Annotated in this window: 11 protein-coding genes; 4 read left to right on the top strand and 7 right to left on the bottom strand. The window is 60.7% G+C overall.

Annotated elements, in window-relative coordinates:
• Positions 1-56: 56 nt before the first annotated feature.
• Both PspR84_RS16270 and PspR84_RS16265 read right to left on the bottom strand, forming a co-directional pair.
• On the bottom strand, positions 57-1,070 hold the full coding sequence (locus PspR84_RS16270; RefSeq protein WP_160058142.1) for an aldo/keto reductase: 1,014 nt from the start codon (positions 1,068-1,070) through the stop codon (positions 57-59).
• Positions 1,071-1,268: 198 nt separating this feature from the next.
• Positions 1,269-2,579 carry an MFS transporter gene (locus PspR84_RS16265; protein WP_160058141.1) on the bottom strand — a complete coding sequence of 437 codons (1,311 nt, stop codon included), beginning with the start codon at positions 2,577-2,579 and terminating at the stop codon, positions 1,269-1,271.
• A gap of 171 nt (positions 2,580-2,750) precedes the next feature.
• Between PspR84_RS16265 and PspR84_RS16260 the strand changes: the two genes are divergently transcribed.
• From PspR84_RS16260 to PspR84_RS16245, 4 genes are all read left to right on the top strand, one after another.
• Positions 2,751-3,869 (top strand): sugar diacid recognition domain-containing protein, encoded by a 1,119-nt coding sequence (locus PspR84_RS16260; protein WP_160058139.1) that lies wholly within the window; start codon positions 2,751-2,753, stop codon positions 3,867-3,869.
• A 217-nt stretch (positions 3,870-4,086) separates the two neighbouring features.
• The gene (locus PspR84_RS16255; RefSeq protein WP_160058137.1) at positions 4,087-5,229 is read left to right on the top strand and encodes a glycerate kinase; all 1,143 of its coding nucleotides are present in this window, start codon (positions 4,087-4,089) and stop codon (positions 5,227-5,229) included.
• A 201-nt stretch (positions 5,230-5,430) separates the two neighbouring features.
• Positions 5,431-7,056: a methyl-accepting chemotaxis protein gene (locus PspR84_RS16250; RefSeq protein WP_160058135.1), complete on the top strand. Its 1,626-nt coding sequence runs from the start codon at positions 5,431-5,433 to the stop codon at positions 7,054-7,056.
• Positions 7,057-7,097: 41 nt separating this feature from the next.
• Positions 7,098-8,285, top strand: a complete 1,188-nt coding sequence (locus tag PspR84_RS16245) for an aminotransferase class I/II-fold pyridoxal phosphate-dependent enzyme (protein ID WP_160058133.1) — start codon at positions 7,098-7,100, stop codon at positions 8,283-8,285.
• 117 nt (positions 8,286-8,402) lie between these two features.
• Here PspR84_RS16245 and PspR84_RS16240 read toward each other — a convergent pair whose 3' ends face one another.
• From PspR84_RS16240 to PspR84_RS16220, 5 genes are all read right to left on the bottom strand, one after another.
• Positions 8,403-9,380, bottom strand: a complete 978-nt coding sequence (locus tag PspR84_RS16240; RefSeq protein ID WP_160058131.1) for a D-glycerate dehydrogenase — start codon at positions 9,378-9,380, stop codon at positions 8,403-8,405.
• Between the two features lie 13 nt (positions 9,381-9,393).
• Entirely contained in the window at positions 9,394-10,692 is a 1,299-nt protein-coding gene (locus PspR84_RS16235; RefSeq protein WP_160058129.1) for an MFS transporter, read from the bottom strand.
• Positions 10,693-10,749: 57 nt separating this feature from the next.
• Positions 10,750-11,769, bottom strand: a complete 1,020-nt coding sequence (locus PspR84_RS16230) for a sugar kinase (protein ID WP_160058128.1) — start codon at positions 11,767-11,769, stop codon at positions 10,750-10,752.
• The gene (locus tag PspR84_RS16225; RefSeq protein WP_160058126.1) at positions 11,762-12,544 is read right to left on the bottom strand and encodes a TIM barrel protein; all 783 of its coding nucleotides are present in this window, start codon (positions 12,542-12,544) and stop codon (positions 11,762-11,764) included. The genes PspR84_RS16230 and PspR84_RS16225 overlap by 8 nt, the downstream gene beginning before the upstream one ends.
• A 151-nt stretch (positions 12,545-12,695) precedes the next feature.
• A complete protein-coding gene (locus PspR84_RS16220) occupies positions 12,696-13,724 on the bottom strand; it encodes a LacI family DNA-binding transcriptional regulator (protein WP_160058124.1) in 1,029 nt (342 codons plus the stop codon).
• Positions 13,725-13,748: the final 24 nt, after the last annotated feature.

Here is a 13,748-nt window from a genome sequence, read left to right as displayed (position 1 = left end):
TTGCTTCAACGAAAAACAGCCGATTGTATCGGCTGTTGCTGAACAAGGGAAAATGCTTAAACCAATTGCGGTTTACGCCCCGACACAAAATGACTGACATCGTTGAATCCCGGCGTCGATGCATGGCCCGGCGTCACCAGAGAATCGATAAACGCCTCATCTGCTGCGGTGATCTTCACGGTCTGCGCCTTGGTGTATGCATCCCATTGCGCTTCAGTTCGCGGCCCGACAATCGCCGACGTCACCGCACTGTTGTTCAACACCCAGGCAATCGCAAACTCGACCATGCCGACGCCGCGCTGCTCGGTGTACTGCTGAATCTGCTGGGCGATGCGCAGCGATTCCACGCGCCACTCGGTTTCCAGAATGCGCTTGTCCTGACGCCCGGCACGGCTGTTGGCATCCGGTGTAGCGTCCGGCGCGTATTTGCCGCTGAGCACGCCACGGGCCAGCGGACTGTAAGGCACCACGCCCAGGCCATAGGTTTGCGCCGCGGTGATCTGCTCGGTCTCGGCCTGACGGTTGACGATGTTGTACAACGGCTGGCTGATCACCGGGCGATCAACGCCGAGTTTGTCGGCGATACGAATCACCTCGGCAATCCGCCAGCCGCGATAGTTCGACAGGCCCCAGTAGCGAATTTTTCCCTGGCGAATCAGATCACCAATCGCCGAAACGCTGACCTCCAGAGGCGTGTTGTGGTCTTCACGGTGCAGGTAATAGATGTCGAGATAGTCCGTGCCGAGCCGGGTCAGGCTGGCATCGATGCCATTGAAAATGTGTTTGCGGCTCAAACCGCTACGATTCGGCACACCGTCCACCGGGCCGAAACCGACCTTGGTTGCCAGCACCCACTCATGCCGATGTCGGGCAATCGCTTCACCGACGATCTCTTCGGAGCGACCGTTGGTGTAGACGTCAGCGGTGTCGATGAAATTGATCCCCTGATCCCAGGCCTTGTCGATGATACGCAGTGAATCCTCAGCGCTGGTCTGCTCGCCAAACATCATCGTACCGAGGGTGAGGGTGGACACCTGCAACCCCGAGTGCCCGAGTATGCGAAAGCTCATGCCGAAATCCTTTTGTCGGTGGGAAAGGGTTAATCAAATACCAGAAGCGTGCGATGCGGCAAAGTGAATATTGGCTCATCCGACGTTTCGGGAGGGCTGGGGTGAGGGGGAAAAGATCTACAGACCACCACAAAAACCAAGCCAGATACCCAACGAAAAACGACCCTGAAAAGGGCCGTTCTTTCTTTCATCAAAACCTTAAGCCCGCAACGTCCGCGTCATGCGCAACGCCAGCAGACTCCCGCCGACAATCACCGCCGCCAGCAGATACAACGCAGCATCGGTCGACCCCGTACTGTCCTTGACCCAACCCACCAGGTACGGGCTAAGGAACCCAGCCATCTGCCCCATCGAGTTGATCAACGCCAGACCACCGGCCGCGGCACCGGCGCTCAACATCGCCGTCGGCACCGGCCAGAACATCGGCAGGCCGGTCAGTGCGCCCATGGTGGCAATGGTCAGGCCGAGAATCGCAATCGCCGGATTGGCCGCGAAATTCACCGCGATCACCAGACCGATCGCGCCCATCAGCATCGGCACCACCAAATGCCAGCGGCGTTCCTTGCGCAAATCCGCCGACCGCCCGACCACCAGCATGAACACCGCCGCCAGCAGATACGGAATCGCACTCAGCCAACCGATCACCAGGTTATCGCTGAAACCGAGGTTCTTGATGATCGACGGCAACCAGAAGTTGATCGCGTACACGCCGCTCTGGATGCAGAAGTAAATCAGGCCGAACGCCCAGATCGCCGGGTTCTTGAACACCGCCAACAGCGAGTCGGAGGTGGTTTTTGGTTTGTTCGCCAAGTCTTCAGCTTGATCCGCCTCAAGCACCGCACGCTCATGCGGGCTCAGCCATTTGGCGTTGGCGAAGCTGTCGCTCAGGAGGAAATAGGCGAGGGCGCCGAGGATGACGGTAGGAATGCCTTGCAGCAGAAACATCCACTGCCAGCCGGCCAAACCACCTTGCCCTGCGGCGAAGTGATTGAGAATCCAGCCAGAGAACGGGCTGCCGAGCAGACCGGAAACCGGGATCGCCGACATGAACAGCGCCATGATCCGGCCACGGCGGAAGGTCGGGAACCATTGCGAGAGGTACAACACGACGCCCGGGAAGAACCCGGCTTCGGCCGCACCGGTGAACAGGCGCAGCGTGTAGAACTCGGTCGGGGTGGTGACGAACAGCAGGCAGGTCGACAGCGTGCCCCAAGTGATCATCATCACGGCAATCCAGCGCCGTGGGCCGAATCTGGTCAGGGCCAGGTTGCTCGGCACGCCGCAGAGCACGTAGCCGATGAAGAAGATACCGGCACCGAGGCCGTACACGGTTTCGCTGAATTTCAGTGCGTCGAGCATCTGCAGTTTGGCAAATCCAACGTTGACCCGGTCGAGGTAGTTGAACAGGTAGCAGATGAAAATGAAGGGGATCAAACGCAGGGTGATGCGTTTGTAGACGGCGTTTTTATCGTCATCGATGGTCTGGGTAGCTGCGGCGCTCTGCGACATAGCGGCTCTCTCTTTATTATGATTTTTTGCGATGCAAAGGGTAACGTTGATCGCCCCGAGAGTCTCGGTCACCTTTGGCCGGATTGTCTTTGTGCCTGAGCACAGGGTTTGCCGCCAGACCCTGTGCGGGTGAACAACCGACTGCCGCGTTTTTCAAGGATCTTGCCCATCATGTTTGAACTCGATCACGACCTCGCCCAGGACATCGTCGACCGGGCCATGGCCATTTTGCCCTACAACGTCAACGTCATGGACAGCCAGGGGCTGATCCTCGGCAGCGGCGAACCGGAGCGCATCAATACCCGTCACGAAGGCGCGCAACTGGTGCTGGCCAATGGTCGCGTGGTGGAGATCGATGCGCAGACCGCTGTGCATCTCAAAGGCGTGCAACCGGGTATCAATCTGCCGCTGTTGCTCGACCAACGCTTGATCGGCGTGCTCGGGATTACCGGCGAACCAGAGCAACTGCGTACGTACGCAGAACTGGTGCGCATGACCGCCGAGATGCTCGTCGGCCAGCGCAACCAACAGGCCGAACAGCAATGGCGGCGCCAGCGCTGTGATGACTTGCTGGCGTTGTTGTTGAGCGAGGCGGGGGACTCGCCGCGTCTGGTCGATGAAGCGCAACAACTCGGACTGAAACCGCAATTGACGCGGGTGCCGTATCTTTTTGAGCTGGGCCTTGAACATGGGCCGGGGCAAACCGTCGAGGCGCTGAGTGCCTGGCTGATGTCGCGTTATCCCGATAGCTGGTGTGTGAGTTCGGCGAAGTCATCGCTGCTGTGGTGTCGCCCGGCGACTCAGCACGTCGAGCATGACCGCTTGCTGGAAAAACTCGATGGTCTGGGCTGGAAGGTGCTGCGCATTGCCGTGGGCGGACAGGCTGATGGGCTCACCGGATTGCGCCGTTGTTATCGACGGGTCGGCGACTTGCTCGCCTATGGCCGGGAAGTGTTGCCGCACTCGCGGTTGCTGACGCTGAACCGCTATCGATTGCCGGTAATGCTGTGGCGGCATCGTAACGATGATGCGCTGGACGAACTGCTCAAACCCTTGCGCAAAGTGATCGCCAAGGACGCCAACGGGCAGTTGCTGGCGACGCTGCGCAGTTGGTGTGAGCACGATGGCCAGAGTCAGGCGTGTGCCGATGCATTGGGGATTCATCGCAACAGCCTGCGTTATCGGATGGAGCGGATTGCCGAGTTGAGCGGGGTTGATCCGCTCAGGCTGGATGGGATGTTGGCGCTGTATCTTGGGGTGCAGCTTCTTCCCCAGACTGATCCGAACTGATTGGGCGCCTTCAAAGACGCCATCGCGAGCAGGCTCACTCCTACATTTGGAATGCATTCCCCTGTAGGAGTGAGCCTGCTCGCGATGGCGGCGGTACATTCACCGCAGAGCCTTTTGTGAAAATGAACAATAAACGCCCCCGCCACTTGTGCAGCGGACAGGCGTCAATACGCAGGCCGACTGGCAGCATGTGGGGCATTGCAACCGGAGAATTCCCATGAAGATCGTTATCGCCCCCGACTCGTTCAAGGACAGCCTCAGTGCCCAAGGCGTCGCCGAAGCCATTGCCCTCGGCCTCGCTCAGGTGTGGCCGCAGGCAACGATGGTCAAATGCCCGATGGCTGACGGCGGCGAAGGCACGGTCGAATCGATCCTCGCCGCCTGCGAAGGCGAACTGCGCCGCACCCGCGTGCGCGGCCCGCTGGGCACAGCTGTCGACGCTGCATGGGGCTGGTTGCCGCACAACCACACCGCAATCATTGAAATGGCCGAGGCCAGCGGCTTGCAACTGGTGCCGCTGGGGCAACGCGATGCCTGCATCAGCAGCACTTTCGGCACCGGCGAACTGATTCGCGCAGCACTGGATGCCGGCGCGCAGCGGGTAATTCTGGCGATTGGCGGCAGTGCGACCAACGATGGCGGCGCAGGGGCGATGCAGGCGCTGGGCGTGAAGTTGCTTGATGCGCAGAGTCAATCGCTGGTACCTGGCGGCCTGGCGTTGGCGCAACTGGCAAAACTGGACCTGAGCGAACTCGACCCGCGTCTGGCACAGGTGCGCTTCGATATCGCCGCAGACGTCAACAACCCGCTGTGCGGCCCGCACGGTGCCTCGGCGATTTTCGGCCCGCAGAAAGGCGCATCGCCCGCGCAGGTGCAGCAACTCGATCAGGCGTTGGGGCACTTCGCCGAACTCTGCGCGCAAGCATTGGGCAAAGACGTACGTGACGAACCGGGTAGCGGCGCGGCGGGTGGTTTGGGGTTTGCCGCCAAGGCCTTTCTCGGCGCGCAATTTCAGGCCGGGGTTGAAGTGGTTGCCGAACTGGTCGGCCTCGCCGAAGCCGTTAAAGGCGCCGACCTGGTGATTACCGGGGAAGGGCGCTTCGATGCCCAGACCTTGCGCGGCAAGACACCGTTCGGTGTCGCACGGATTGCCAAACAGCACGCCGTGCCGGTGATCGTCATCGCCGGCACCTTGGGCGAGGGTTACCAGGAACTTTACGATCACGGCATCGATGCGGCCTTCGCCGTGACCAGTGGCCCGATGACGCTGGAGCAGGCCTGCGCCGAGGCTCCGCGTTTGTTGCGCGAACGCGCTACCGATATTGCCCGCGTCTGGCAGATGGCGAAACACAACGTGTGAAACAGGTCCACAGGGTGTTTCAATCTTGTAACACCCTGAAAAATAGTTACCCCTGACCCGCAATCTTCCTAAAGCCTGGCCGATACAGCTATCAGGCGCGCACATAACTTCCTAAAACAGTGACGCCGGACTGAGCCCGCCCCCCTCGGGCCAGTGATGACGCATGGACGCTCGTAGTTTCTATCTTCCGAGAGCTCAACTATGTCCCTGCGTAACCTGAACATCGCGCCCCGTGCCTTCCTCGGTTTTGCCTTTATCGCCCTGTTGGTGATCGTGCTCGGCGTGTTCGCCGTCAACCGCATGTCGATCATCCGTCAGGCGTCCGTCGAGATGGATTCGACGCAACTGCCCAGCGTGACGCAACTTGCCGTAGTGACAGAAAACGTCCTGCGTTTGCGCATTCTGTCGTTCCGCGTGCTGGTCAACCGCGAAGCGGCCGGGTTGCAGGAAGCGCAGACCCGCATCGGCGTCCTGGTCGACAAGGTTCGCGCCGCGCAGGCCAGTTACGCGGCACTGCCGGCTGGCCCGGAAGAACGGGCGTTGTACCAGAGCTTCGCGACCACGCTCGACAACTACCTGCAAGCGCAGAACCAGATGATGGAGCTGTCGCGTCAGGACAAGGTCGACGAGATGCGTGCCCTGATCAACACGCGGATCAAGGACGGCACCGACCAGATGGGCGAGCAGCTCAACAAACTGATCGCCATGAATGCTTCCGACGCCAAAGCAGCATCAGTTCAGGCGGGTCAATACTATGACAGCGCGATCACGGGGATCATTATCGTCGCCGTGTTCGCGGCTATTGCCACTGTGCTGCTGGCCTGGTTGCTTACCCGCAGCATCGTCACACCGCTGAACCGCGCCGTGCAGGCCGCGCAAACCATCGCTGACGGCAACCTCACCAAAGTCATCGAAGTCGACGGCAAGGATGAAGCGACGCAGTTGTTGCAGGCGCTGGCCACCATGCAAACCAACCTGCGTAAAACCATCGAGCAGATCGCCGGTTCTGCCACGCAACTGGGCGCTGCCGCCGAAGAACTCAGCGCGGTGACTGAAGAAGCCTCCCGTGGCTTGCAGCAGCAGAACAACGAAATCGAGCAAGCCGCCACCGCCGTCAACGAGATGACCGCCGCCGTCGAAGAAGTCGCGCGCAACGCCGTGTCGACCTCCGAAGCCTCGAACCAGTCGACCCACGCCGCCCGCGAAGGCCGCGATCAAGTGGTGAAAACCGTCGACGCGATCCAGACCATGACCCACGACGTGCAGAACACCGCGCACATGATCGAAGGCCTCGCCGCGCAGGGCCGCGACATCGGCAAAGTGCTCGACGTGATCCGCGCCATTGCCGAACAGACCAACTTGCTGGCACTCAACGCGGCCATTGAAGCCGCACGCGCCGGTGAGGCCGGACGGGGTTTCGCGGTGGTGGCGGACGAAGTGCGCGCACTGGCCCATCGCACCGCGCAGTCGACTCAGGAAATCGAAAAAATGGTCGCCGGCATTCAGAACGGCACCGGCGAAGCGGTCTCGTCGATGCAGCAAAGCAACCAGCGCACCCAGTCAACCCTGGAAATGGCTCGCGCGGCCGGCGTGGCGCTGGAGCAGATCACCCAGTCGATTCACCAGATCAACGAGCGCAACCTGGTCATCGCCAGCGCCTCGGAAGAGCAGGCGCAAGTCTCGCGCGAGGTCGACCGCAACCTGGTCAACATCCGCGATCTGGCCACGCAATCGGCTGCCGGGGCCAATCAGACCAGCGCCGCGACCCACGAATTGTCGCGTCTGGCGGTGGATTTGAATGCGATGGTGGCGCGTTTCGTGATTTGAGATACGGTGAAGGCTGGAGACCGCGCAATCAGGAGACGTACATGCGCTATTCAGCCTTGACCCAACGAATCGCCGGCGAGGGAGCAGCGGCCTGGCAGATTCACGACCGAGCGCTGGAGTTGCGCGCCGAGGGTGTCGATATCCTGCTGCTGAGCATCGGCGATCCGGATTTCGACACGCCTCTGCCAATTGTCCACGGCGCAATCGACAGCTTGTTGGCCGGCGATACCCATTATTCCGATGTGCGTGGCCGTTCGGCGCTGCGCACGCTGATTGCCGAACGCCATCGTCAGCGCAGCGGGCAAGCGGTGGATGCCGACCACGTGATCGTCATGCCCGGCGCGCAATGTGCGGTGTATTCGGTGGCGCAATGCTTGCTGGATCCGGGTGATGAAGTAATTGTTGCAGAACCGATGTATGTCACCTACGAAGGCGTGTTTGGCGCTTGCGGCGCGACGGTAGTGCCGGTGCCGGTGCGCCCGGAAAACGGCTTTCGTGTCGACCCGGTTGATGTCGCTGCGCGCATCACGCCGAAAACCCGCGCGATGCTGTTGAACAGTCCGAACAACCCCAGCGGCGCGAGTCTGTCACTGCTGATCTGGCAGGAGCTGGCGGCGCTGTGTGTGCGGCATGACTTGTGGCTGATCAGCGACGAGGTCTACAGCGATTTGCTGTACGAGGGGCAGCACGTCAGTCCGGCGAGTCTGCCGGGCATGGCTGAGCGCACGGCGACAATCAACAGCCTGTCGAAATCCCACGCCATGACCGGCTGGCGCATCGGCTGGATGATCGGGCCGACATCGCTGGCCGAGCACTTGGTCAATTTGTCGCTGAGCATGTTGTTCGGGTTGCCGGATTTTGTGCAGAAGGCTGCAGAGATTGCGTTGCACTCAGACCTGCCGGAAGTGACGCAGATGCGCGAGGAGTATCGCCTGCGCCGGGATCTGGTGTGTGAGCGTTTGCAGGGCTGCCCCGGGCTGTACCCGATTCGTCCGGATGGCGGCATGTTCGTGATGGTCGATGTTCGCCAGACCGGGCTGGGAGCCCAGGCGTTTGCCGAGCAATTGCTGGAAGGCTATGGGGTTTCGGTCCTCGCCGGTGAAGCGTTCGGGCCGAGTGCGGCGGGGCATATCCGCATTGGTTTGGTGTTGGATCGGGTGAAACTGGCGGATGCCTGTGCGCGGATTGCGCTTTGTGCGGCGCAGTTGTTACAGGCGCGCAGTGCCTGATGGTTTTGGGTTGCCTGTCCCGGCCTCTTCGCGAGCAGGCTCGCTCCCACATTGGATATGCATTCCCCTGTGGGAGCGAGCCTGCTCGCGAAGGCGGCATTACAGCCACCGATTAATTCAGCCCTGCCAAGCCGATGGATTCACCAGATTCTCCGGCCTCTCTCCCTTCAACGCAGCCAACAGATTCTCCACCGCACACCGCGCCATCGCCTCGCGCGTCTCATGCGTCGCCGAACCCATGTGCGGCGTCGCCACCACATTACTAAGCTGCAACAACGGCGAATCATGCTGCAACGGCTCGCGCTCAAACACATCTAGCCCCGCCGCACGAATCCGCTGATGACGCAGCGCCTCGATCATCGCCGCCTCATCCACCACTTTGCCCCGCGAGATATTGATGAAGATGCTTTCCGGGCGCATTAGCGCAAACTGCTCAGCGCCGATCAAACCTTCGGTCTGCGCCGTCAATGGCAAGGTCAGGCAAATGAAATCAGCCTGCTGGAGCAGATCTTCAAGGCTACGATATTGCGCATCGAATCGCGCTTCGACTGCCGGTTTACGCGACTGACTGTGATAGATCACCGGCATGCCAAAACCAAAATGCCCACGCTGCGCCAATGCTTCGCCGATGCGACCCATGCCAATAATTCCCAGCGTCTTGCCATGCACATCAGTGCCGAAATGCGCCGGGCCGATGTTGCGATTCCATTGGCCGCTGCGCACCATGTTCGCCAGTTCAACCACGCGCCGGGCAGCGGCGAGGATCAAGGCGAAACCAGTGTCGGCGGTGGTTTCGGTGAGTACGTCCGGGGTGTTGCTGAGCAGGATCTTGCGTTGGCTCAGGTAAGCGATGTCGTAGTTGTCGACACCTACCGAAACGCTAGCGATAGCTTCGAGTTGCGGTGCCAGATCAAGCAACGCCGCATCGAGTTTCAGGCTGGCGCCGAGCAAGCCGTGGGCACGGGGCAGGGCGTCGCGCAGTTGCATCAGACCGTCGGCGTCGAGGCTGTTGATCAGCGTGACTTCGCACTGTTCCTGCAGACGCGCCATCAGCGCGGGCGAAAGTTTCTTGTACAACACGACCTGTTTTTTCATGGCAAAAGTCTCTTCAGGAATGCGCCGGCACGGCAGGCGTGGCGACGACTTTGGCAACGACGCGATCACTGGCGCCGGGCTTGAGAAAAATCGTCAGCACCACCGACAGCAGCAACGCGCCGCTCATCAGCAGGTAGGAAGCGCCGGGCGAGCCGGTGGAGCTGTTCAGATAACCGACCAGATACGAACCGCCGAACGAACCGAGCGCGCCCATGCTGTTGATCAGCGCCATCGCACCGCCGGCAACGTTGGCCGGAAGAATCTCCGGAACGATGGCAAAGAACGGTCCGTAAGGCGCGTACATGCAGGCGCCGGCAATCACCAGCAGCGTGTACGACCACCAGAAATGTTCCGCGCCCAACGCGTAAGAACCGTAGAACGCAATGGATGCGATCAGCAGCGGCGGCCAGACAAAGCGTTTGCGTTTCTGCAACTTGTCCGAACCCCACGACACCAACAGCATGCCGATCACCGCCGCCAGATATGGCAGCGCCGACAGCCAACCGGCCTCTATCATGTCCATTTGCGCGCCGGCCTTGAGGATCGACGGTAGCCACAGCACGAAACCGTAAACGCCGATGCTCCAGCAGAAGAACTGCAGCGCCAGAATGATCACCTTCGGCGAACGGAAGGCCTCGGCGTAGTTCTTCACCGCTTTGATACCGACCTGTTCGGCGGCCAGTGCACTTTCCAGGTCCTGCTTTTCCTGGTCGTTGAGCCACTTGGCCTCGGACGGACGATCATCGGCCAGGCGCCACCAGATAAATGCCCAGAGCACCGCCGGCAGGCCTTCGATGATGAACATCCAGCGCCAGCTGAAATGCTGCACCAGATACCCCGAAACCACCGACATCCACAGCATGGTCACCGGGTTGCCGAGGATCAGAAACGTGTTGGCCCGCGAGCGTTCGGCACGGGTGAACCAGTGGCACAGATAGACCAGCATCGCCGGCATTACCGCCGCTTCAACCACGCCGAGCATGAAGCGGATGACGATCAGCCAATAGGCGTTGGAAACCACGCCGGTCAACGTCGCGAGACCGCCCCAGAGAATCAGGCTGACGAAAATCAGTTTCTTCACGCTGTGCTTTTGCGCGTAGATCGCACCCGGCACCTGGAAGAAAAAGTAACCGAGAAAGAACAGCGCGCCGAGCAGCGAAGACAGGCCCGGGGTGATCATCAGGTCTTCGGCCATGCCCGACGCGGCGGCGAAGCCGTAGTTGGCGCGATCGAGATACGCCAGGCTGTAGGTGATGAACACGATGGGCATGATGTACCACCAGCGGCGGGTGGCAAGGGTTGCGGTTTTCATGGGTCTTGCTCCTGAGCTTGTTGTTTTTGTCGCAGCAGGTTCAATTATTTGCAGTGACTAGGCGGGCCTCTTCGCGAGCAGGCTCGCTCCCACAGGGGAATGCATTCCAAATGTGGGAGCGAGCCTGCTCGCGAAGGCGGCCTCAAATTCAACCGATAACTCCAGGCGGGTCGGCAACCCTTCCATATCCCCGCGACTCTGCACCGCGCGACTGCCAATCCAGTTCGCCCGCTGCACCGCCTCGGCAATACTCTGATGTTCGAGCAGGGCACTGATCATCCCCACTGCAAAGCCGTCACCGGCACCGACCGTATCGACGACATTGGCCACCGGCACACCAGCAACAAATCCCGACGCCAGATGCGTTCGGTAATAAGCACCCTCCGGCCCGAGTTTGATCGCCACCGCCTCAGCGCCCTGATCGAGATAAAACGCGGCAATGTCTGCCGGATCGTCAAAACCAGTCAGCAAACGACCTTCACTCAGCCCCGGCAGCACCCAATGGGCAAGGGCGGCGAGGCGGTTGATTTCGGTGATCATTTCGCCCTCGCTGGCCCACAGGCTCGGGCGCAGATTGGGGTCGAACGACACGCTGCGCCCGGCATTGCGCATACGCGTCATCAGTTCGAAAGACATCTCCCGCGCCGAGGCCGACAACGCCGGAGGAATCCCAGTGGCGTGCAAATGGCGGGCGCTTAGCAGGCTGGCGTTGATCGACTGCGGCGACAGATGACTGGCCGCCGAACCGCGCCGGAAATACTCGACCTGCGGGTCGCTGCCATCGTCGTTGCGCGATTTGAACTGGAAACCGGTCGGGTGCTGTTTATCGACATCGACGTGGCTGCAATCCAGACCTTCCTTGATCAAGGTCTCGACCACAAAGCGCCCAAGCGAATCATTGCCAACCCGACTCAGCCAGGCGACGTTGAAACCCAGGCGCGATAGCCCGATCGCCACGTTGCTATCGGCCCCGGCAATGCGCTTGTGGAAGTGCTCGACCGCCGCCAGATCACCGGTCTGCTCAGCGACCAGCATCGCCATGGTTTCGCCGAACGAAAGAATATCGATCTCAGACATGAGCAGGCTCCAGACGGGATTGGCCGAGGCGGGCGAGGGCGGCGACGTGCTCGGTGGTCAGTTGCACCAGATCATCGCCCTGCAACGGATACTCGGCCGCGCGCATAACGCCTTGGGCCATGTGCCGCAACAGTTGTTCCCACAGATGCAGATCACTGACGGCCGGCGGCACCGCCACCAGTTTGCCGTCGGCGCGACGGGCCACGGCTTTGCAGTGCACATAACCGACATGGCGGCCAAGCAGGCGCGCAGCGCTGGTGGCGGACTGGTCCTGCCACTGCCAGTTGCCGATGTCGAAAGTCATTTTGATCGGCAGATTGTGCTGTTCAACAGCGGCGAAGAAGCGCTGAAACGGCTCGATGCGGCCGCCGTGCAAGGTCTGGTCGTTTTCCACCAGCAACTGCACCGGACTGTGTTTCAAACGTTCGGCCAGGGCTTGCAGGTCATTGGTGTCGGTGAAATAGCCCAGCGACACTTTCAGCCATTTCGACCCAAAGGCTTCGGCCTGTTGCAGGGCGGTGATCAGTTCTGGATTGGGTTGTGCCTGACCGGCGAGCCACAGCTCGGTCGGCGACGAATAGATGCTTTGCAGGCCCAGCGCCTGGGTGGCGTGCGCCAGTTGCGCCGGTTCTTCGCGGGTCAGCAACTCTTCGCGCCACTCGATGCGATTGGCCCCGGCCGCAGCCAGCACATCGATAAAAGAATCCTGCCCGCGCTGACGCACAAGCTCGGCGCCGTAGCTGGACAGGCTGATGGAAACGTCGGGTTTATTCATTGTTATCGACCTCTGAAACCGGTTTCATTTTTGTTCAAAAAAATATCAGGTGTTTCTGTGTTGTCCTTTCGGACGCCTTCGCGAGCAGGCTCGCTCCCACAATGGAATGCGATCAACCTGCGGGAGCGAGCCTGCTCGCGAAGGCGTCAGCTCAAACACCTGAAATCCCAATGGTCGACCCACGCTCAACCAGCATCGGCGCAAAATCCACCACCCGCGCCGCCTCGCCATCCCCACGCAAGCGCTTGAGCAAACACTCAAACGCCCGCGCACCAATCTCCTGCGTCGGCTGAGCCAGCGCTGTAATCCCGCTGCCCACCAACGGATACCAATCCAGATCATCCAGGGCAATCAGCCCGACATCCTCAAACAGCCGGCAGCCAATCTGGCGCAACGCAGTTGTCGCCGTCAGCGCTGCCACACCATTGGCGCAAAGCAACGCCTTCGGCCCGGCAGCGGGTGTGTTTAAAAAGGTTTGAAGTTGCGCGCTCAGATCATCGCCGGTTTCCAGCACCGCACCGGTCAATCCCGAGCACTGCGCGATCTGCGCCTGAAAACTGCTGACCCGCTCGATCCTTGAACTGGTGCCGTCATAGGGTTCAGTCACCAGTACCAGATCCCGATAACCACGCTGCTCCAGATGCGTGAGCGCCATCTCTACAGCCAGTGGGTTGTTGAGCCCGACCATGTCGCTGTCTAGCCCGTCGACCTTGCGATCCACCAGCACCATCGGCATCTCGCGGCGCAACTCGTGCAATTCGTCACGGTGATGGCCCAGGGTGTTCACGATCAGCCCTTCGATGTTGTACGAACGCAGCAGCGCCAGGTGCTGGCGTTCCTGCTCGTCATCGCGGTCGGTGTTGCACACCACCAGGCTGTAGCCGTGCGCACGGCAGGCGGTTTCCACCCCGTGCATCACGGCAATCGAATAAGGGTTACGGATATCGGCCACCAGCATGCCGATCAGGCGTGTGCGCCCGCGCTTCAGGCCGCGAGCCATTTGGTTGGGGCGGTAGCCAAGTTCGCTGATGGCCTGTTCGATGCGCAGGGCAATGGCGTCGGAGAGCAGGGCGCGATCATCGCCGATAAAGCGCGAGACACTGGCCTTGGAGACCCCGGCATGATTGGCGACGTCCAGCATGGTGATACGGGCGCGCTGGGCAATGGAAAAAGTGTTCAAGGCATCGTCTTCTTATTGTGTGAA

Source organism: Pseudomonas sp. R84, from assembly GCF_009834515.1.
In the GTDB taxonomy this organism is placed as follows: Bacteria; Pseudomonadota; Gammaproteobacteria; order Pseudomonadales; family Pseudomonadaceae; genus Aquipseudomonas.
Note: the sequence above shows the minus strand (reverse complement) of the source record. Positions and strands in the feature narration are given on the sequence as shown.

Bases quoted from the DNA above. Each gene is read 5' to 3' on its own strand.
- PspR84_RS16270 (WP_160058142.1), bottom strand. From the start codon at position 1,070: ATGAGCTTTCGCATACTCGGGCACTCGGGGTTGCAGGTGTCCACCCTC.
- PspR84_RS16265 (WP_160058141.1), bottom strand. From the start codon at position 2,579: ATGTCGCAGAGCGCCGCAGCTACCCAGACCATCGATGACGATAAAAAC.
- PspR84_RS16260 (WP_160058139.1), top strand. From the start codon at position 2,751: ATGTTTGAACTCGATCACGACCTCGCCCAGGACATCGTCGACCGGGCC.
- PspR84_RS16255 (WP_160058137.1), top strand. From the start codon at position 4,087: ATGAAGATCGTTATCGCCCCCGACTCGTTCAAGGACAGCCTCAGTGCC.
- PspR84_RS16250 (WP_160058135.1), top strand. From the start codon at position 5,431: ATGTCCCTGCGTAACCTGAACATCGCGCCCCGTGCCTTCCTCGGTTTT.
- PspR84_RS16245 (WP_160058133.1), top strand. From the start codon at position 7,098: ATGCGCTATTCAGCCTTGACCCAACGAATCGCCGGCGAGGGAGCAGCG.
- PspR84_RS16240 (WP_160058131.1), bottom strand. From the start codon at position 9,380: ATGAAAAAACAGGTCGTGTTGTACAAGAAACTTTCGCCCGCGCTGATG.
- PspR84_RS16235 (WP_160058129.1), bottom strand. From the start codon at position 10,692: ATGAAAACCGCAACCCTTGCCACCCGCCGCTGGTGGTACATCATGCCC.
- PspR84_RS16230 (WP_160058128.1), bottom strand. From the start codon at position 11,769: ATGTCTGAGATCGATATTCTTTCGTTCGGCGAAACCATGGCGATGCTG.
- PspR84_RS16225 (WP_160058126.1), bottom strand. From the start codon at position 12,544: ATGAATAAACCCGACGTTTCCATCAGCCTGTCCAGCTACGGCGCCGAG.